Origin of the sequence: Methanogenium sp. MK-MG, assembly GCF_009914725.1 — an archaeon.
Classification (GTDB): Archaea; Halobacteriota; Methanomicrobia; order Methanomicrobiales; family Methanomicrobiaceae; genus Methanogenium.
The window spans coordinates 35,369-53,706 of record NZ_JAAAWJ010000002.1 but is presented as its reverse complement, the minus strand read 5'-3'; the positions used below and the strand labels follow the sequence as shown (position 1 = coordinate 53,706).

Sequence of the window (18,338 nt, the reverse complement as noted above, 5' to 3'; positions counted from 1 at the left end):
CTCCCTGTGGCTGCCGGAAAAATCTAACCGGAGAAAGACAGGGTTTCTGTCTTACGACAATTCCCGGTACCAGGAGAATACGCCTCCTCCCGAACCAGCATTTTTTCCGGTGCCCGTTCGTTTTAATGCAGTATCCTACCAATACTGCTACTGGTTATATGGACGGCGAAAAGGGTAAGACTGTCTGCACCAGCCCGGTCGTACAGGCGCGGGTCAGGGCAGGCATGACGGTGGCTGAACTGGTGGAAGAACTGGGAAAGGCCGGAGCATATAATGGTGGATATCTCGCGCGGGCGACAGATATCTGCACTGAGATGTTCACAGATACGGAGACAACACGGTTTCTGGGCCTTGCGGGAGCAATGGTTCCCGGCGGAATGGGGGGAATTGTGGAAGACCTCATTCGTGACGGCTACGTCGATGTGCTGGTCTCAACCGGCGCCAACCTCACTCATGACATCATCGAGGCCATCGGGTGCCATCACTACCACGGCACCGAGATCTGTGATGACGATGAACTCTACGAAGAAGAGATCAACCGGATTTATGACATTTACCTGCCATCGGACGCATTCATATCGTTTGAGGAGTTCATGCAGGAGACTCTCGGAGAACTGACAGACGGAACCACCCTCTCAATATCCGGTCTTCTGCGCCACATCGGAGAACACCTTGACACAGGTATTCTTGCAGCAGCAGCAGAAGCAGATATTCCAATATACTGTCCTGCCATCCAGGACTCAATGATCGGCCTGCAGTACTGGCTCTTCGGCCAGACACGAAAAGTAACAATTGACGCGTTTGCCGATATGAACGGGCTGATGGACACCTGTTTCACGGCAAAAAAGGCAGGCGCATTTCTTATCGGCGGCGGCGTGCCGAAGAACTATATCTTCCAGAGTATGCTCATGACACCAAATGGCTTTGATTACGCCGTTCAGCTCACCGGTGACCGGCCTGACCTCGGCGGACTCTCCGGGGCGACGCTGGATGAAGCAAAGTCATGGGGCAAGGTGACAGGCGAGGCACGTGCCCAGACGGTCTATGGGGACGCGACCATCAACCTGCCGCTGATCATTGCCGCCGTGCGGGAGAGAATCGAGCATGCCTGAACTGATTCTCGCCCTGGATGTCCTCAGCCGTAGTGAGGCGCTCAGCGTGGCAGAGGCCGCTGCCCCCCACCTGGATGCCATCAAGATTGGCTACCCGCTGGTGCTTGCAGCAGGGCTTGATATTGCAGGGCCCCTAAGCGAATTCGGCATCCCTCTCATCGCCGACTTCAAGGTGGCTGATATTCCGAACACCAACCGGCTCATTGCAGAACAGGTCTTTGCAGCCGGATTCTCTGCGATCATCTGCCAGGGATTCTGCGGGAGTGACTCTGTCGCCGCCTGTGTGGAGACAGCGGACGACGCCGGAGGGGAATGCTATGTCGTCACCGAGATGAGCCATCCCGGCGCCCTTGAATTTCTGAGCGGGAAGAATGCCGAACTCCTGGCACAGATGGCCGTCGATGCCGGTGCCCACGGCATCATTGCACCTGCCACCCGCCCCGAACGTGTGCAGGCCCTGCGCACAATCATTGGGGATAAAAAGATTCTCTCCCCTGGTGTCGGCGCACAGGGCGGCGACCCGGCGGTTATTGCCCCGCTGATTGACGGCATGATCGTGGGGAGAGCCATCTACACCGCAGCAGATCCGGCAGAGGCAGCACGTGCCTATGCCGCGTTCCGCCGATGATGAGTGACCGATTCTGATGCAGGCCACCGCGGCCCGCAGGTGATGAACCCTATGAGTCACCTGAGGCACATTCATTTTTATGCCACTTTTTTCTCCCACCGTCCCGCATCCCGGAAGAATTAAATGGACCATTTCTGCCTTCACTGCACATCGCGGCACAAACCGGAATAGAGCGCATAAATGCCGGGAAAAGAGCGCATTGCCATATTGCCATGCAAATCAGAGATTTTCCGGATGGCTATACCAATCATTTTATCTGTCCGGTCGCTGAAAATATTTCCATGAACTGGACACCAGAACAACTCAGCCTTAAAAAAAAATACCCCACTCTTGAAGATATTCCGGTTGAAGAGCGCAGGTACAAATGCCACACCTGCCACCACGTTGTCGATGAACATCCGTGCCCCTGCTGCGGTGAGACAGAACTTGAAATCATGTGCCCGCTCGACCACTGTCACTGTAGTCACAATATCACTGAGACTATCGAATACTGTCCCCTATGCGGCAAGCCCGTCTGCCCGGAATGCGGCAGTCATGATGTATCCCAGGTTTCCCGTGTGACAGGCTACCTTGCAGATGTATCCGGATGGAACCAGGGCAAACAGCAGGAACTCAAAGACCGCTCCCGCTACACTGTTGCCTGATATTTCCGACAAATATCTTTTTTCAATTCGCATTGTTTTTCCATATCGGATACAATATATACTCAGATATGCGGTATTTTCTCAGAGACAGAGCACTTTTTATCCGCGGTGCATTCACTGCAGTCATGTCGGGCACACAGGATACTGACAGAGATGGCAGAATCACCCACATATCAACAATCATCGCCACCCATCTGCCCCGGACCAATACAAAAGAGGATACTGACTTTGTTATTGGGAGTCTCCTCAGGAAAAGCGGATATGTTGCTGACGCAGTCAGTCTGCCGGTCCCCGTCACCATAGACCGGCTCTGCATCTTTGCGTTCGATGGCATCATGGTATTTATTCTTGCACGGCCGGATCAGCCGGGAGAGCGTCCCGATCCGGTTACCATCATTGTCTGCTGCCGTGAACCAGTCCCCGAGTCGGGCCTCAGAACACTTCTGGCGACCGCTGAAGAGGCAATACACCAGGCATTCATCTCGGCCGGATACCCTGCCGCCGAACCTGAAACAGATTCTGTTCTCATCTGTTGCGAAGAAACGAAAGAATCCCCGGATGTTCATGAACGTCTGGCACGGGCACAGGCACTTGTGTCCGGGACAATCGCATATGGCCTCCCCGAGACATGGACTGTCAGCGAGATGCAGTTCCAGAGAAAACCAGCATTCTATATCCACAGTTCCATCGGCGGCGATTGCTGGTCACGATGGAATCCCGACGGATGCCCGTATTATCCCTGCCATCCGTCCTGCGAAGGCCAGCGCTGTGATTTCTGCTACTGCCCTCTCTACCCTTGTGGTGATGAATCACAGGGGAAATGGCTGGAACGCGAAAATGGAGGACGGATATGGTCATGTGAAGGGTGCATACTTGTCCATACCCCCACCGTTGCAGACTACCTGACCCGGCACCCCGAGGCATCCCTCGAAGAACTCAAAAATGTACTGAAAAAAGAAAAGAATAACGAATAATATATCTTTATTCTTCCATGCCCAGAGCTTCAAGAAGCTCATCCAGGGGAATCCCATGACCAAGTGCTGCCTGCCTCAGAGACTCCCCGTTTGCAAGAGCACAGCCGATACATCCCATCCCAAATCTGAAAAGGACATCCACTGCTTCCGGCTTCTCTTTTAATATCTCTGCTATAGTGCTATCTGCGGTAACAGCCATGGCCTGCTTGTTTGACATCCAGAGTATTTATTGATATATCTCAGTCCCTGACACCGGCATTACTTTCGCTCCGCATGGACAGGTATTAATGACCAGTCACGGATACAGATACCAAACCAATCAGGTATTATGTATCGCATGATGAACACTAAATAATCAGAAAAAAACCACGGAGATGTATAATGGATAAGATAACCGAAACAGCAGAAAGAATCTCCAGAACAATTGAAGAACGGGGAGGAACGCAGGATACGGAAAAGATTGAGGCAAAACTTCGTCTCCTCATCAATGAATTTTTCCTCACGGCAGAAGATGCCGAACGTCAGGTGACAAATGAGGTGATGCGCGAACAGCAGATCCCGGTACAGCGTGACGCAGAAGATAAAAAGCAGATCGCAGAGCTTCAGCCAAATGACTGGGCCACCATTGAAGGAAAAGTGGTCATGATTGCCGCCGGAGGAAACCCTGCAATCGCACAGCGGGGAATCATTGCAGATGAAACCGGTGCAGTAGAATTCGTTATCTGGGATAAAGCGCAGCTCACACCTCTCGAAGAGAATGCATGGTACAGGATAGAATCCTGTGTTGCGGATGAATACAAAGAAAAACTCAGCATCAAACTGCACTCCGGCACAAATGTTGTCCCGGTTCCGGGGATGAGCAGGATTGTCAGCCAGGACTGGCACCAGATTGCAGAAAAAATGGCAGGGACATCCAAAGATACACCCAAACTGAAAACCATCGCATCACTGAAACCCGATGAATGGACGACCATTGAAGGAAAGGTGACAAAGGTGTCAGAAGGTGGGAGTCCCGCAATTTCACAGCGGGGGATCATTGCAGATGCAACAGATGCCATTGAATTTGTCATATGGAGTAAAGCAGAGCTTTCCCCTCTCGAAGAAGGGAACTGGTACAGGATCGAATCTGCTGTTGCGGACATATATAAGGAAAAACTAAACCTGAAATTCCATTCGGGTACGAAAATAACCACGATTTCTGATACAGGAACAACAGTTTCACCAGCAGCAGATGAGATGGGGGCGACACTGAAAACCGTTTCAGGCAATCCGGATGAAGTCAGCGAAATCGCATCCGCAAAGCCGAATGACTGGGTGACAGTGGAAGGAAAGATTGTCGCCCTTCAGCCATCACCCAGCCCTGCAATTGCACAGAAAGGCATCATTGCAGACGGAAGCGGTGCAATGGAGTTTGTTGTCTGGGAAAAAGCCGGGGCAGAACCACTTGAAGAACACAAATGGTACAGGATTGAGAAGGCAACCATCGATGAATACCGTGGTGCACCAAGCATGAATATTCAATCCGGCACAGTGATTTCCTCCATTACTGAAGACCGCTCTTTAATGCCGGTCATCACCACCATTGCAGACCTCGCCCCGGGTGTTGCCTGTGTCCGGGTGAAGATGCTTGACAACTGGGAAGTGCGTTCTGATCGGATGTTCCAGACAGGCCTTGTCGGTGATGAAACCGGCCGGATGAAATTTGTTGTCTGGAAGAACCGTGACGAAGAGACACAGGAAACCTCACTTGAAGAGGATAAGGTCTATAGCATCTATTATGCAGGCGTTGATGAGTACAACGAACGATATTCCCTCAATCTCTCCGGGGCGACCATCTTTGAAGAGGAAGGAGCGGATATTGATATCGGAAGTGACGGACGCGACGAGACAATATCCGGCGTTGTTATCCATATGAGCGCAGGATCCGGCCTGATAAAACGCTGCAGGGCGGAAGGCTGCAACCGGGCCCTTTCCCGCCAGAATTTCTGCCCGGTGCATGAAATGCAGCAGGAGTTCCGGTATGATCTCAGGATAACCGGTGTCATCGATGATGGCATCACTGCAAAGAACGTCATCATGCAACGGGATGCTGTCGAGAAAGCAACCGGCCTCACCCTTGAAAAGGCAATTGAAATTGCAGAGGTCTCACCGCTCGGACCGGATGATGTCTTTATGCAGTTCCACGACCGCCTGATGGGAAGATACATCACCTGCAATGGTCTGGACATTGATGGCACCATTATTGTCCGTGATGCTGATTCTGTGAACCTTATTACTTATGACCAGGGAGAACACGCGATGCTGATAAACCGGGCCGAAGGCCTGAAAGGAGGTGATCTCTCATGAACACACCAAAAGAGAGCCAGCGCCGCTACATACGTGAACCCGCCCGGAGAGCATTCGCAGCAGAAGTGCGGGAAGTTCGTCTCACCTTCAAAGACGGAGAAGACGAGAAGAGCCCGGTGTATGTCATGCTCCCCAGCGGAATACGCTGTAACCGCCTCTTCTTCTGTGGCCAGGTGACACGAAAAGAACTGAAAGGAGAAGAGAATACGTTTTATTCTGTGCGGGTGCAGGATCCGACCGGGATATTCTTTGTCAGTGCCGGCATGTACCAGCCTGAGGCAAAGCAGCAGATTTCACGTATTGATGAGAGTGCATGGGTAGCAGTCGTTGGAAAAGCACAGGTACGTGACACCCCTGATGGCGCAACCTTTGTATCAATCCGGGCAGAATCAGTTGCAGAAATTGATGAGGATACCTACCGGAAATGGGTGGACGAAACAGCGGGCCAGACGCTTGACCGTGCTGATGCCTTCGACCAGACTGAAGACAGCAAAAAGGCACATGAGTTCTATGCAAACGACCCGGAAACCTACCGCCAGATGGCACTCCAGGCACTCCAGCGGATAACATTCTAAAACCTTTTTTTCACCAGTGCAGCATACTGAATGATATGTGAGAGAAACGGGCAGCACGGAAAGCAATATCAGAGCAGGTCCGGATCATCGCGTGGGAATCCACCATCTGTTTTGAAAATATTCTGATTTATTTTCCCGGTGAAACAGGCCCCTTCCATTTACCTTTCAGTTCGGGATAATTACGAAGAATTTTGCTCACTGTGCTTCGGGAAACACTGAAGATACGGCACACTTCACCAATTGTCTTTCCTGACCGCCGTGCTGCCAGAAGGTCGGACACCCCCTTCTCATCCAGGGCCTGCGGACGTCCCGGCCGGCGGCTGGAGACAGTAATGCTTTTTTTCCCCTGTTTTCCCTTTGAATGCCAGGCTGAAAACTGATCCAGATAACGGGAAAAGGCAATAACCGCTTCCCGCCGTTCATCGGAATCATACCCGCCTGAAATAAAATCACCCTGGGCCCAGTATGGGATATACCCGCTTTTCAGGATCATAGAGAGGTCACTGATGAATGTATCAGGCATTTTTAGCGTGACAGCCAGATCATGGAATATAATATTGGAGATCCCATTGTCTTCACAATAATCCAGCATTTCAATAAATTTCATGCGATTTGAGGCAGGAATAGCAGGATACTGATTATCATAAAAAATTCGGTCGATATCAAACCGGTATTTACAGAAATTTTCAATATCATTCTTTTGTTTCTCAAAATCAGCGGGTTTGCGGCTGTTAAGATATACCACTGACTGTTGTTTCATTGCATCACATCACATCAAAGACTGGATACGAGATATTCTTCGACAAACATGTGAACTACCTCTGGGCTAAAGACCCAGAGGCTTCCTGCTTCATTCCCCGGACTTATGTCCGTGAGTCCACAGGCCCAACCCCTCGTTCCGAAGGTGTTAATTTCCTATCAAATTCCAATTAGATTTTGTTTATCAAGTGCGAATTTCCTGATATTAATTGCAGCATTAATGTCCCTATCATGGGTTGAACCACAATCAGGACATACCCAATCTCTGTCAGCCAGTGTTAATCCCCTATTGTAGTAACCACAATTACTGCATATTCTGGTAGAAGGTTCAAACTGACCGATGCGCAGGATGGTTTTTCCCTGTCGCTGTGCTTTATACTTTAATTGAGTAACAAACGAACTCCACGATGCATCAGCAATATGCTGTGCTAATTTGTGATTTTTTAACATCCCCGCAACATTCAGTGTTTCCAGCGCAATTGCCTGGTTCTCGCATACTAATCTAAAAGAAAGTTTATGCTGGAAATCATTTCTTTGGTTGTGGATCTTTTCGTGAAGTTTCGCCACTGCTTTTTTTGCTTTATTTCTGTTATTGGAACCTTTTTGCTTTCTGCTTAACCGTCTTTGTAATACCTTCATTCGCAGAAGATATGCTTTCAGATGCCTCGGATTATCAATTTTTTCCCCATTGGACAAAACTGCAAAATCTTTGATGCCGACATCAATACCAATGGTCGTGTTTTCATCAAACTGTTGCGCCTCTGGTTGTTCCAACCCATCGTCCACCAGAATACTAATGTAAAACTGACCAGTTGGAGTTAACGACACTGTTGTGGTTTTACCCACACCCTCATATCCCCGGTGCAGTTTCGTTTTAACCCACCCGATTTTAGGCAACCGAATCTTATGGGTTTCAAAATTTACAGCATATCCCTGTGGGACGGAGAATGATTGTACCGGATGTTTCCGCGATTTGAATGTTGGAAAACCGTTTTTCTCTCTGAAGAAACGGGTGAACGCATTTTCGAGATTTAATGTAGCACCCTGTAAAGACTGAGAATTGATATTTTTTAACCAGACATGTTCTGACTTTAAATCAGGAAGCATTTTGTTCAGAGTAAATCTCGATACGGGTTTATTTTCCGATTCATATGCCCTAATCTTATTTTCCAAAGCCCAATTGTAAACAAACCTACAAGCTCCGAAATGTTGAAAGAACAATTTTTTTTGTTCTTTGTTGGGATACATTCGATACCTGCAGGCTTTCAACATGCACACCCATTCATGATTTAATATAATATAGGTGTTGTGATAGTATAGACCTAAAATGACCACGCTTACATCCCCTTGGCTAAAGACCAAGGGGATTTACGCTTTATTTATAAATAAATTTGGTTGCAGTGAACTGACATTATTTCCCTGCGATGATGCGTCCACACCACCGCCGGATATGTATGCTGAATTTACCCGTAAATGAACCAAAGCACGACGTTACAACAACCATTGCAGCAACGACCGGGACAACAGCAGGGGACCCGTATAACAGTGCCAGAAGGATCGAAAATTCACCACGGGATGCGGTATCTGTCCATATATCAATTCCGGAGAGAACTCTTCCATGAACGGCCTTACCTATGACCAGAGCTGAGACGAGTTTGGTGATAATTGCAAGAACGATCACTGACGCGAGGATGAGAAGAGAGGGTACACCGGAAAAACTGACAGATATCCCGAAAAATACGAAAAATATGACGAGAAATACCTCCCTGAACGGACGGGCAACCGCTTCGGCACGGTCAGCTGCTGCAAGGGAGACGGCTGAACCGAGAATGATGACAAACAGGCTGTCAGGGACACCTGTCACTTCTGAGACCGCGACTGCCACTACAACAGCCAGAAACACGGCAAGTATCGGGAGTTCGTCTTCCCGTGCAAAGAACTGCCGGAGGCGTCCCTGGAATTTCCACACACAGGCAAAGGCTGCTATCGCCACACAAAGGATAATCCCAATGATGCGGAACGGTGAGACCTCCTGTGCCGTAAACAGGATCAGCAGTGCCACAAGCATAATATCCTCAAAGACCATCAGCCAGATCACCGTATCAGATTCACGAAACCCAAGTTTCCGGTTGTCAATCAGTGATGAGAGCGCGATGGCTGAACTTGAAATATAAAATGCTCCGGCGAGCACCACTGCATCATAAAGGGGCAGTCCGATGCAGAATGCCACCGCAAATCCGGCGGCGAAGTTGACACAGAGATCAATAATCCCGGCGATGAGAAATGAGCCACGCCGTTTTGCCACTTCACCCGGGTGGAGATGAAGGCCCATTGTAAAGAGGAGAAACAACAGGCCCATATGGGCAATCCATTCAGAAACATCAGACGTCTCTACAATGCCAAGGCCCGCAGTCCCCAGGAGCAGGCCGGTGATGATATAGAACGGGATGGGCGGAACGGCATACCGCCGGCAGATGAGTGCCACTCCCACACATGCTGCCAGTGCGATGGCGATTCCTTCCATTCCGTCTACTCCATGAATTCCTGCTCAAATGTCCTGATCTGATCTGATTCGCCGATGACAACAACGGCATCTCCTGCCATAAACCTGAAATCAGGACGGGGATTAACGGTATTTTTTCCATCACGGGAAACCGCGAGAACCGTTACTCCGGTACGGGACCGGATATTGAGATCAGTAATTGATTTTCCGGAAAGCTGTTCACGGATGATATAGGTGTGCACCACAATCCTGAGGTCTGCAAGAGCAGAGAATGCAATCTCCACCCCTTCCTCCTCTGCCTCCATGATGGCGCCGGTGAGAACATTGCCCAGCCTCCGTGTCTCCATCGGATTCAGGTCTGCTGCATAACACTCCGGACATTGTGCCGGCTGGGTGTACAGCTGGACTCTGCCATTTGGCATGAAGATGACAGAGATGAGATCTCCGCTCTCTGTCTCCAGTTCATATTTCGTCCCGATGCCGGGAAGCACCTGGTGAAAGAACCCCATACCTCAGAATATGGGACGAGAGCATTAATGTATACCGGTAAAGAAATAATCAACGTGAAACCTGAGTCGTTCTGTGCGCCGCACACAGGAGGTAAATATCAATGAAACCACCAGCCGGGAAAAGACTGAAGACAGCAGATATCGCAGAGATGACAGGCATCCCGGAAGAAGGCATACGTGATATTGCCAGGCGCCACGGTAACCGGATTCCTTCGCAGAAGGTGGGCCGGATTCAGATTTATGATGAAAAGGCAGCCGGTATATTTACTGCAATTGCAGATGAAGAAGGCGGAGAACAGAGATCCCCGTCCCCGAGTAAGGAAGAGGGGGCCGGACCGGCAGTGGAGGAAAAGGGGAAAAACGTTGCTTTGTCCCGCCTCAGCAGTATTTCAAAAACACGCGAAGAGAAAGAGAAGACGGCGAAGGCCACAACCGGTCAGACATATCCTGCAGGCCGTCTGCCGACTCAGCTCATCAATACCGTAGCAATGCAGGGCCAGCAGTTCTCCCGGTTTGCAGACAGGCTCACTGCACTGGAAGTGGCAGCGACTGCTGACCGGGAAGCATCCAAAGAACGAATAGAACGACTTGAGCGTCAGGTCGCTGCACTCCAGGAACAGATGGAAGCAGTGGACTCCTGGATTGAGCATGTTGACCACAGACTGGATGCAGGAGACATACGAACAAAAGAGCTTGCAGAAGATACACAGACCTGGACGGAATATGTCAGGCACGAGCTTGCATACCTCAGGCTGTCCTGGTGGAAACGAAGACAGCAAAAATAATTCTTTTTTCTGAAATGCGTCCGTATCCGACTCAGTAAATGTTACATTTACATTGCCGGTGATACTGATCTCTCTGGCTAAAAAAATAAAAAAAAAGATTATCTCTTCTTCATTGCCGCATATCCGGCAACACCGAAGACTGCACAGATGAGTGCAAGTGTTGTGAAGATACTGCCTGATGCAGGCGTCTCTTCTGTAGCAGTACTGCCTCCTGTTGTGGCTGTGGGTGCAGGTGTCATCGTTGCACCGGTCTCTTTTGCACTGACCGCAACGAGACCATAGCCATCATAGAGAACAGAGGATTCTGCTGTGAATGTGCCATCATCTGCTGCTGTCGGCAGGAGAACAGCAGTGCCGTCAGACCGGTAACCGGCAATGACAACATTGTCCACACCGCCGCTGCTCTCTATCCAGAGGGCAGGTGCGGTCAGGGTAACTGTTGCACTGCTGGCGGATACATCAGAGACGGTGAGCGGCATAATAAACGCCACATCACCGGCTGTCTTTCCGGCAGACAGTGCTGCCTGCTTCAGTCCGTTTTCAACAGTTACCGGAACGGTGCCGGTAAGGGATACTGCAATGTCAGATTCAGATGCGGGAACTCCAGGGAAGTCAATCGTGACTGCACCCTGCACGGCACCAATGCCGCTGATAGTGGCAGTTACGGAATCTCCTTCATAGAAGACACGGGTGACTTCACCAGTGATGAGATTCCCGTCCTCAGTGACCCCGGCAGTCAGGACATGAAGAATGCCGCCGGGCATTCGGACCTGAATATCTGTTCCGGTGATGACAATCACTGCATCATTGACCTCTGCGACAAGACGGTCGATTTTAACCGTCCTGGTTCCGTCAGCAGTGCTGAAGGTCACCGCAGAGGAGACAATGGTGTATGATTTACCTGTGTCAGGTTCTGTGACAGCAGGGGTCGGAGTAGCTGTTGGAGTCCAGTCAGGAGCATCATTGTCACCGTCACCGGAAACCGATGGGGATGACACTGCTGCCATACCAAAGAGAGAGAGTCCGTTTGGTGAGAGTGCCTCAAAGATCATCAGGCCCTCTGCATCATAGCCGGTGAAGGTGGTCTCAAGAACTTCAGTGACGCCCTCTTCACCGTGGCGGATGATCTGAATTTCAGGAATACCACCATGTGTGGAAACCCATGCAGGCGTTACTGCCATTCTGATGACTGCACTGGTGATGTCCTCACCGTTTGCGATGCCGGTTTTCTGGATGTTAAGCGTGTAAGCCACATCCCGGATGCCGACACCCTCTTCTGCTGCAGCAATCTGGAAGTATGTGAGCATCTCAGAGGAGGGTTCCTTTGCAATCATTGATCTGATGGTTGCATTCTCTCCCGGCATGCCGGTCAGATTAACCATAAATCCTGCGGTGACATTTCCGACTTCAGGAACCATGCCTGATGCAGGAACACCTGTTGCAATGACACCGGTAACACTACCGGTTGCAGCGGTTGCATTCTCTGTTACACCCGTTGTTCCGATGAGCATGCTTTCCCAGCCATTGCCGGCAGGGAAGATTGCAATGTTTGAACCGTCCACATCTACATTACCACCGGTAAGGTTGACGCAGACATTATCACCGTCGGTCATCACACAGGGTGGAACACCATCACAGTCCTCTTCACCGACCGGCAGGCTGCCGATTGGGAAGGTCAGGTCAAGTGTCTCAGTCTGTGCACCCAGGAATACCGGGTGCTGGAGTGCCTCAACACCGTTCACGATGAAGGTTACCGGTTCGCCATAGAGATACTGGCTACCGGTGATGGCAAAGGGTGCGTCAGCGGTTGCATATACATTGGTATCAGCCGTCACACCCTCTCCTGCGGCAACATCACCGATGAATGCCCGGACCGGGACTCCTGCCCCAATGTCTCCCCACTCGGCGGTGACAGCGCCGGAATACTGATCCGGTGCATACGGAAGGTCAAGGATGACCTTTACAACGTTCTTCACGCCCTTCACGCCATCATATTTGGCTGTGACATTCGGACCGACCAGGCACAGTGGCCAGCCGGTTCCATCCTCCGGCCGCATCAGCTGGCCATTGAGCGTGTTTGCAAGTATGTAGTTGTTGTTTGTGATTGTGTTGCGGCTGTCAATTACCGTCTCAAAGCCGTCTTCAGCGATGATATGAATATCATAGCCCTGTTCAGCGAGAGTCTGGTTGTAGGATTTACCCACGTGTGGGTTGGCATCATCAACAAATCCGCAGATCAGCCAGAGTGGCATGCCTGCCCATTCATTACCGGACGCGTCCGTGTAGATGGCCTTGTGATTCCCGGACATGGTACATCCCATCGCACCCTCAAAGAATCCTTTCGAAAGTTCAGCCGGTATGGCACCGAGAGTTGTCAGATTCCATGTCGGATCTGCATAGGTAGTGAGTTCAATCCGTGTCAGCATCTTGGCAGAGAGGCCGGCACAGGACGGAAGACCTGAGTTATAGTGCCAGTACTGGAACGGAATACCTTCAAACATATCCCGCTGGCCGAAGATGTGATCATCGGTTGCAAAGAACAGGCGGAATCCATCGCCGTAATCAGGCATCGCACCGCCCCGGCCTCCACTGTACCATGCAAGGACCGGTTCTCCGATACAGTCTGCCGGTTCGTAGATGACATCATACGAGAATTTGCTTCTCCAGCCGTCTGTTGCAATGAACGTGATCTCAGTGCCGGAATCCATGCCGCCTGCGAGGTCACATAGTTCACGAACAGACGTGCCTTTTATGGCTTCGATGATCTTGAATCCACTGGGATAGGTTTCTGCCATGTCCCACGGGTCTTCCGGCGGGAAACAGAGACCTTCAAACTTGTATTCAGTCACACCATCGCCATAAACCGGCAGGTTGTCTGCCATCCAGTCCCAGGTAAACGTCACGTTGGAAAGTTCTGTGACTCCGTCACTGGCGTACTTCACGATGGTCAGTGGCAGTGAGCCTTCCGGTTTACAGAAGTCGGTCAGTTCAATCTTCGCGAGGTTGCCTACGCTATAGCTTGCCTCCGGCAGGTCAGGGCCAACCAGACGCAGCGGGAAACTGTCCTCAAGGGCTGAACCATTCAGGGTGTTTGCGACAATGAGCCCGTTGTTGCGGGCAACGAGAGCACTCGGGAGGCTCTTGGAATATCCGTCTTCTGCGGTGACAATCACGGTGTAGCCGGCAAGTGCGACTGCATCATTGAAGCCGTCAGCACCATGCGGTGTGCGGTCGTCCACCCATCCGGCGAGGACCCAGAGCGGAATGCCGCCCCACTGTTCACCGGTCTCTTCATTTGTCCAGGTCTGCTGGTGGTGGCATTCAAGTGCCTCTTCAAAGAATGCCTCAGTAATGACACTGGTGATGATTCCCTTCGTGAGAAGGTTGTAGGAACCCTCGGCAGGTTCAGGCGGAATCAGTTCAACCAGATCAATGGTGGTGATATTTGCAATCGCCGAGCCGGTGAATTTACCTTCTGCATCATTCCAGACTGCCGGTCCCACAAGCCGCAGGGGGTAGGGTGCCTTGTCACCTTCGCTTGATAGTGGTTCACCGTTGCAGATGCTTGCAATGATGTAGTCATCCGAGCGTGCCATATCCGCACTGGCAAATTCACGGGAGAATCCGTCACCTGCGATGATCCGGACGGTGTATCCGTCTGCTGCCGCGGTGTCATCGAATGTCCAGTGAGTTGTGGACTCATAGTTGTCAGAAACAGAGGCCATGATCCAGAGCGGGACACCTTCCCAGACATCGCCGTTGCCGTCTGTCCAGGTGACATCGTGCATGCAGAAGTCATTGAACTCTGCTTCGGTCACCACATCGGATATGAGACCGTTTACTGCAAGTTCCCAGCCTGCTGAAGGTTCTGGGACACCGATGAGTTCAATGGTGACAATGTCGCCAACAAGTTTGCCTGCAGACACCTCTGAACCAGACATTCTGAGCGGCCAGCAGGGCTTGTTCTTGTCGCCGATGACCGCAGGAAGTTCAGCGCCGTTGAGGGTATTTGCTAAAAAGATATTCGCATTATCTGCAATATCTGCGGATTCAAAGTTGATTGAATACCCGTCTCCTGAGGTCACTTCAACAGAATATCCCTGCGCTGCAAGGTCACGGTTGAAGGCGCCAGCACCGTGCGTGTTATCGTCATCGACGAGTCCCGCAAGGAAGTAGAGCGGCATGCCGGCCCATGTGCCATCCACATCAGTGTATGATGCAGAGTGACCGCAGCCAACGCCTGACTCAAAGTAGGCCTTGTCGACCGTGAACTCACGGTTACCGTTCTTTACCAGAACAGTCCAGTCTTCACCGGGTGTCGGACCGCTGCCAAAGGTTACATCAATCGTAATGATTGCAACCGCATTGTCGGTTGTCTGGTCATCCTTCGGGCCGAAGTAATACGTAATCACATCCCCGTCTGCAAGGCCTTCGAAATTCGAGATGCCGGTTTCAGTTGAGTAGTAGTCCTGACAGACACCGTTCAGCTGGTAATTCCAGCCAACTCCGTCAGCCTTACTAAATTTGTACCAGGTATCATCTGCGAAGATATCATTCAGAAGAGCAGTGTTTTTATCATCTTTCCAGCCTGCCACATACGTAAATCCACCGTCTGTTGCAGCAGCCTCAAGCGCACCGTGTGGTGTCCACCAGTTGATGTCATAGGCATCTCCATAGGAATCAGTCCAGGAGAAGGTTTCGTCGGCAAGGTTCACGCTGCCGTCATAGATAGACACAGCACCACTGCCAAAGGTTACGTCAATCGTGATGATTGCAACCGCATTGTCGGTTGTCTGGTCATCCTTCGGGCCGAAGTAATACGTGATCACATCCCCGTCTGCAAGGCCTTCGAAATTCGAGATGCCGGTTTCAGTTGAGTAGTAGTCCTGACAGACACCGTTCAGCTGGTAATTCCAGCCAACTCCGTCAGCCTTACTAAATTTGTACCAGGTATCATCTGCGAAGATATCATTCAGAAGAGCAGTGTTTTTATCATCTTTCCAGCCTGCCACATACGTAAATCCACCGTCTGTTGCAGCAGCATCGAGTGCACCGTGTGGTGTCTGCCAGTTGATGTCATAGGCATCTCCATAGGAATCAGTCCAGGAGAAGGTTTCATCGGCAAGAGTCACTGTGCCGTCGAAAATGCTCACAGGTGCTACGGGTACCGGGTCGTCCGTGAGGATCTTAATCTGGTTGATGTTCTGCACACCCAGACCTGTTGTTGCAGGATATACGCCAGAGAAATAGTGCCAGTAATCTTCCGGCATAGTCTCATGCATATCCCAGTTTCCATAGACGTGGGCTCCTTCCGGATTGGTGGTGGTGTCAGCAAAGAAGACATTGCGCATACCATCTGAGTAAGAATCACCAGTCACGGAATTGCCATCTTTCTCCCAGGTTAGCACAATCGAACCCTGACGAGGTTGTGGATTATAGACATTCTCATAGGGGAATGATTTTGAGAATCCATCTGCCGCACGGAGAACAATCACATCTCCGCTTTCGGCACCATCGACAAGTTCACAGAGGTCTTTAATGTCAGTACCTCTGACCGCACCCATGTCCTTACCTTCCCAGTTTATCGTCTCTGTTTCATCCCAGAGAGGATTCGGGTCAAAGGATGGGCCCTGTGCGTAGTAGTGCGTTGTTCCGTCTCCCATCACGGGGAGATTTGCTTCCATCCATGTGGCACTGACAGTCTGTTCATCAAGGACTGTCGTACCGTCTGCTGCAATCTTCTGCACCGTCACTTCTGTTGAAGCAGCACACACCGGTACAGTACATACCACTGCCACCAGAAGCAGGGCAAAAAAGAGGGGCAGACCTCTTTTGTTAATCAAATCAACTAAACTCATATTTATCATTACTCCTGAAATATACCACTTTTATCAGGTAGAATAGTCTCATCACCTGACAGATAAATAAGTTACCAAAACGATGTAAGTTAACTAAAATTTATTAACCATATGTTGTGCAGGATTTTTTCAGACAGTCCCGTATAAATATTCCTCTTGCACTTTTTCAAAAATTTATAAACATCATTCCCGGCTGGTTGCAGGGGCATGACTGTGGACAGTGACAGGAATGGGGAATGACCCCAATCCCGATATGCAGGCAAATACCAAACCGGTGAGAAGGATGGGGAGAAAAAGAGCACAGAGACCGAAAAAGAGAGGTGGCGGCATGCTCCCGTTCAATATCTGTTTCGGTTGATCACACTACCGCATCATACGACATTAAGCAATCCAAAAACCACAACAGAAAAGAAAATGCATGGGCCCGCTGAGATTCGAACTCAGGACCTCCGCCGTGTGAAGGCGACGTCATAACCAACTAGACCACGAGCCCTTTAACCTGCATAGTTAGGCTGTCCAGATGGATAAGGGTTTTGAAAAAATGAAAAAAATGTGGCCAAAATCAGCGAAAATTCGCAGACAAAGCCATTAGAAAAATCAATGACGTCCGGTGCATCACCGGACAAACAGGGCAGAATCCTCTCCTGTGATCTCACTCAGATAGGTGCCTGACCCCAGCCACCATTCATCATTCACCGGCAGCACATAGCCAATCTTCAGTTCATCCAGATTGCCATTGTCAGGGTTTGGCCAGACAAAGACCACAAACCCGCCGCCGTCTGCCGCTGTTTCAGTGAGTGCACGGATATTCTCCATCCCAAACGGACCTTTCCGGTCCATCAGGTTGTCACCCACACGGTCACCCAGATAGGGATGCGCAAGCAGAGTGCCATTATAATCATAGGCATACAGATGGTGACCGTCTGCGTCCACAAACTGACCTGATGCATTTCCTATCGCAGCAAGCGCTGCATCCGTGCCTTCTGCCTGTGCATATCCGGCACCTGCCTCCACGAGTGAGATCATACCAGAGACTGCGGCGGGGCATGCTCCTTCACCCTCAACCGTGAGATCACCAAAGTACATCCCCGAACCGACCCACAGGTCTGCTCCTGCAGGGTATGCATAGCCGATCTTCGGTTCATAGGTCTCACCCGCCGATTCGTTGATGATGCCGCCTGTTGGTGCCGGATAGAGATAGGCAATATATCCGCCGCCGTTTGCTGCGGTCTCCTGTGCGATACGGATCACCGGAAGGCCACGGACATCCGTCCAGTTACCACGGCAGGTCCCGACCACATCCCGTTCATACGGATGTGCACGCAGAATACCGCTATAATCGTAGGCATAGATATACCAGTCACCCTGCGTAAACCGGCCGTCTTTTGCGTCAAACTCTTCCAGCGCCGCCTCAACACCAACCGTCTGCACATACCCGGCTGCATCCTGCACATACGCTTCAAGATCAGCCATCGATGATTGATCATAGACATTCTTCTCCTGCTGTGATGTACATCCGGCAAACGTGACTGCCAGTAGCACGCACAGGCAGATAACAAAGACAACGACCCCCTTCTGCATAGTCTGTGAATTACACCTGAAATCAGAAAAATACACCGGGATCTGCTGAACGACATCATAAGAA

Annotated in this window: 14 protein-coding genes and 1 tRNA gene; 7 read left to right on the top strand and 8 right to left on the bottom strand. The window is 50.6% G+C overall.

Going from position 1 to position 18,338, the window contains the following annotated elements:
- The first annotated feature begins 158 nt into the window (after positions 1-158).
- The 4 genes from MKMG_RS00640 to MKMG_RS00625 all read left to right on the top strand — a co-directional run bounded on the left by MKMG_RS00640 (position 159) and on the right by MKMG_RS00625 (position 3,358).
- Entirely contained in the window at positions 159-1,112 is a 954-nt protein-coding gene (locus tag MKMG_RS00640) for a deoxyhypusine synthase (RefSeq protein ID WP_165074406.1), read from the top strand.
- Positions 1,105-1,740 carry an orotidine-5'-phosphate decarboxylase gene (pyrF, locus tag MKMG_RS00635; protein WP_165074404.1) on the top strand — a complete coding sequence of 212 codons (636 nt, stop codon included), beginning with the start codon at positions 1,105-1,107 and terminating at the stop codon, positions 1,738-1,740. Before MKMG_RS00640 ends, pyrF begins: the two co-directional genes overlap by 8 nt.
- A 281-nt stretch (positions 1,741-2,021) precedes the next feature.
- On the top strand, positions 2,022-2,384 hold the full coding sequence (nrdD, locus tag MKMG_RS00630; protein WP_165074402.1) for an anaerobic ribonucleoside-triphosphate reductase: 363 nt from the start codon (positions 2,022-2,024) through the stop codon (positions 2,382-2,384).
- A 68-nt stretch (positions 2,385-2,452) separates the two neighbouring features.
- Complete coding sequence (locus MKMG_RS00625) at positions 2,453-3,358, top strand: cysteine-rich small domain-containing protein (protein WP_165074399.1); 906 nt, start codon at positions 2,453-2,455, stop codon at positions 3,356-3,358.
- A gap of 7 nt (positions 3,359-3,365) precedes the next feature.
- Here the strand turns inward: MKMG_RS00625 and MKMG_RS00620 are convergent, their stop codons facing one another.
- A complete protein-coding gene (locus MKMG_RS00620; RefSeq protein ID WP_165074397.1) occupies positions 3,366-3,557 on the bottom strand; it encodes a DUF1858 domain-containing protein in 192 nt (63 codons plus the stop codon).
- 182 nt (positions 3,558-3,739) lie between these two features.
- Here MKMG_RS00620 and MKMG_RS00615 point away from each other — a divergent pair, with 182 nt between their 5' ends.
- The gene (locus tag MKMG_RS00615; protein WP_165074395.1) at positions 3,740-5,704 is read left to right on the top strand and encodes a hypothetical protein; all 1,965 of its coding nucleotides are present in this window, start codon (positions 3,740-3,742) and stop codon (positions 5,702-5,704) included.
- Positions 5,701-6,279 (top strand): nucleic acid-binding protein, encoded by a 579-nt coding sequence (locus MKMG_RS00610; RefSeq protein ID WP_165074393.1) that lies wholly within the window; start codon positions 5,701-5,703, stop codon positions 6,277-6,279. Before MKMG_RS00615 ends, MKMG_RS00610 begins: the two co-directional genes overlap by 4 nt.
- A gap of 127 nt (positions 6,280-6,406) precedes the next feature.
- On the opposite strand, the gene MKMG_RS00605 is transcribed toward MKMG_RS00610, so the two are convergent.
- The 4 genes from MKMG_RS00605 to MKMG_RS00590 form a co-directional block, all read right to left on the bottom strand.
- Positions 6,407-6,802 (bottom strand): helix-turn-helix domain-containing protein, encoded by a 396-nt coding sequence (locus MKMG_RS00605; RefSeq protein ID WP_165074391.1) that lies wholly within the window; start codon positions 6,800-6,802, stop codon positions 6,407-6,409.
- A gap of 395 nt (positions 6,803-7,197) precedes the next feature.
- The gene (gene tnpB / locus MKMG_RS00600) at positions 7,198-8,310 is read right to left on the bottom strand and encodes an IS200/IS605 family element RNA-guided endonuclease TnpB (protein WP_165074389.1); all 1,113 of its coding nucleotides are present in this window, start codon (positions 8,308-8,310) and stop codon (positions 7,198-7,200) included.
- A gap of 139 nt (positions 8,311-8,449) precedes the next feature.
- Entirely contained in the window at positions 8,450-9,562 is a 1,113-nt protein-coding gene (locus tag MKMG_RS00595) for a cation:proton antiporter (RefSeq protein ID WP_165074387.1), read from the bottom strand.
- Between the two features lie 5 nt (positions 9,563-9,567).
- The gene (locus tag MKMG_RS00590) at positions 9,568-10,050 is read right to left on the bottom strand and encodes a cation:proton antiporter regulatory subunit (protein ID WP_165074385.1); all 483 of its coding nucleotides are present in this window, start codon (positions 10,048-10,050) and stop codon (positions 9,568-9,570) included.
- A 101-nt stretch (positions 10,051-10,151) separates the two neighbouring features.
- Here MKMG_RS00590 and MKMG_RS00585 point away from each other — a divergent pair, with 101 nt between their 5' ends.
- Positions 10,152-10,835: a hypothetical protein gene (locus MKMG_RS00585; RefSeq protein ID WP_165074383.1), complete on the top strand. Its 684-nt coding sequence runs from the start codon at positions 10,152-10,154 to the stop codon at positions 10,833-10,835.
- Between the two features lie 98 nt (positions 10,836-10,933).
- Here the strand turns inward: MKMG_RS00585 and MKMG_RS00580 are convergent, their stop codons facing one another.
- The 3 genes from MKMG_RS00580 to MKMG_RS00570 all read right to left on the bottom strand — a co-directional run bounded on the left by MKMG_RS00580 (position 10,934) and on the right by MKMG_RS00570 (position 18,274).
- Positions 10,934-16,693, bottom strand: coding sequence for a hypothetical protein (locus MKMG_RS00580; RefSeq protein ID WP_165074381.1), 5,760 nt, complete (start codon positions 16,691-16,693; stop codon positions 10,934-10,936).
- 419 nt (positions 16,694-17,112) lie between these two features.
- Positions 17,113-17,186 (bottom strand) — tRNA-Val (locus tag MKMG_RS00575).
- Positions 17,187-17,308: 122 nt separating this feature from the next.
- Complete coding sequence (locus MKMG_RS00570) at positions 17,309-18,274, bottom strand: cache domain-containing protein (RefSeq protein WP_165074379.1); 966 nt, start codon at positions 18,272-18,274, stop codon at positions 17,309-17,311.
- Between the last annotated feature and the right edge of the window lie 64 nt (positions 18,275-18,338).

Coding starts and splice junctions, on each gene's coding strand:
- nrdD (WP_165074402.1), top strand. CDS start 2,022: ATGAACTGGACACCAGAACAACTCAGCCTTAAAAAAAAATACCCCACT.
- MKMG_RS00570 (WP_165074379.1), bottom strand. CDS start 18,274: ATGCAGAAGGGGGTCGTTGTCTTTGTTATCTGCCTGTGCGTGCTACTG.
- MKMG_RS00620 (WP_165074397.1), bottom strand. CDS start 3,557: ATGGCTGTTACCGCAGATAGCACTATAGCAGAGATATTAAAAGAGAAG.
- MKMG_RS00580 (WP_165074381.1), bottom strand. CDS start 16,693: ATGAGTTTAGTTGATTTGATTAACAAAAGAGGTCTGCCCCTCTTTTTT.
- MKMG_RS00625 (WP_165074399.1), top strand. CDS start 2,453: ATGCGGTATTTTCTCAGAGACAGAGCACTTTTTATCCGCGGTGCATTC.
- pyrF (WP_165074404.1), top strand. CDS start 1,105: ATGCCTGAACTGATTCTCGCCCTGGATGTCCTCAGCCGTAGTGAGGCG.
- tnpB (WP_165074389.1), bottom strand. CDS start 8,310: ATGTTGAAAGCCTGCAGGTATCGAATGTATCCCAACAAAGAACAAAAA.
- MKMG_RS00585 (WP_165074383.1), top strand. CDS start 10,152: ATGAAACCACCAGCCGGGAAAAGACTGAAGACAGCAGATATCGCAGAG.
- MKMG_RS00610 (WP_165074393.1), top strand. CDS start 5,701: ATGAACACACCAAAAGAGAGCCAGCGCCGCTACATACGTGAACCCGCC.
- MKMG_RS00595 (WP_165074387.1), bottom strand. CDS start 9,562: ATGGAAGGAATCGCCATCGCACTGGCAGCATGTGTGGGAGTGGCACTC.
- MKMG_RS00640 (WP_165074406.1), top strand. CDS start 159: ATGGACGGCGAAAAGGGTAAGACTGTCTGCACCAGCCCGGTCGTACAG.
- MKMG_RS00590 (WP_165074385.1), bottom strand. CDS start 10,050: ATGGGGTTCTTTCACCAGGTGCTTCCCGGCATCGGGACGAAATATGAA.
- MKMG_RS00605 (WP_165074391.1), bottom strand. CDS start 6,802: ATGCCTGATACATTCATCAGTGACCTCTCTATGATCCTGAAAAGCGGG.
- MKMG_RS00615 (WP_165074395.1), top strand. CDS start 3,740: ATGGATAAGATAACCGAAACAGCAGAAAGAATCTCCAGAACAATTGAA.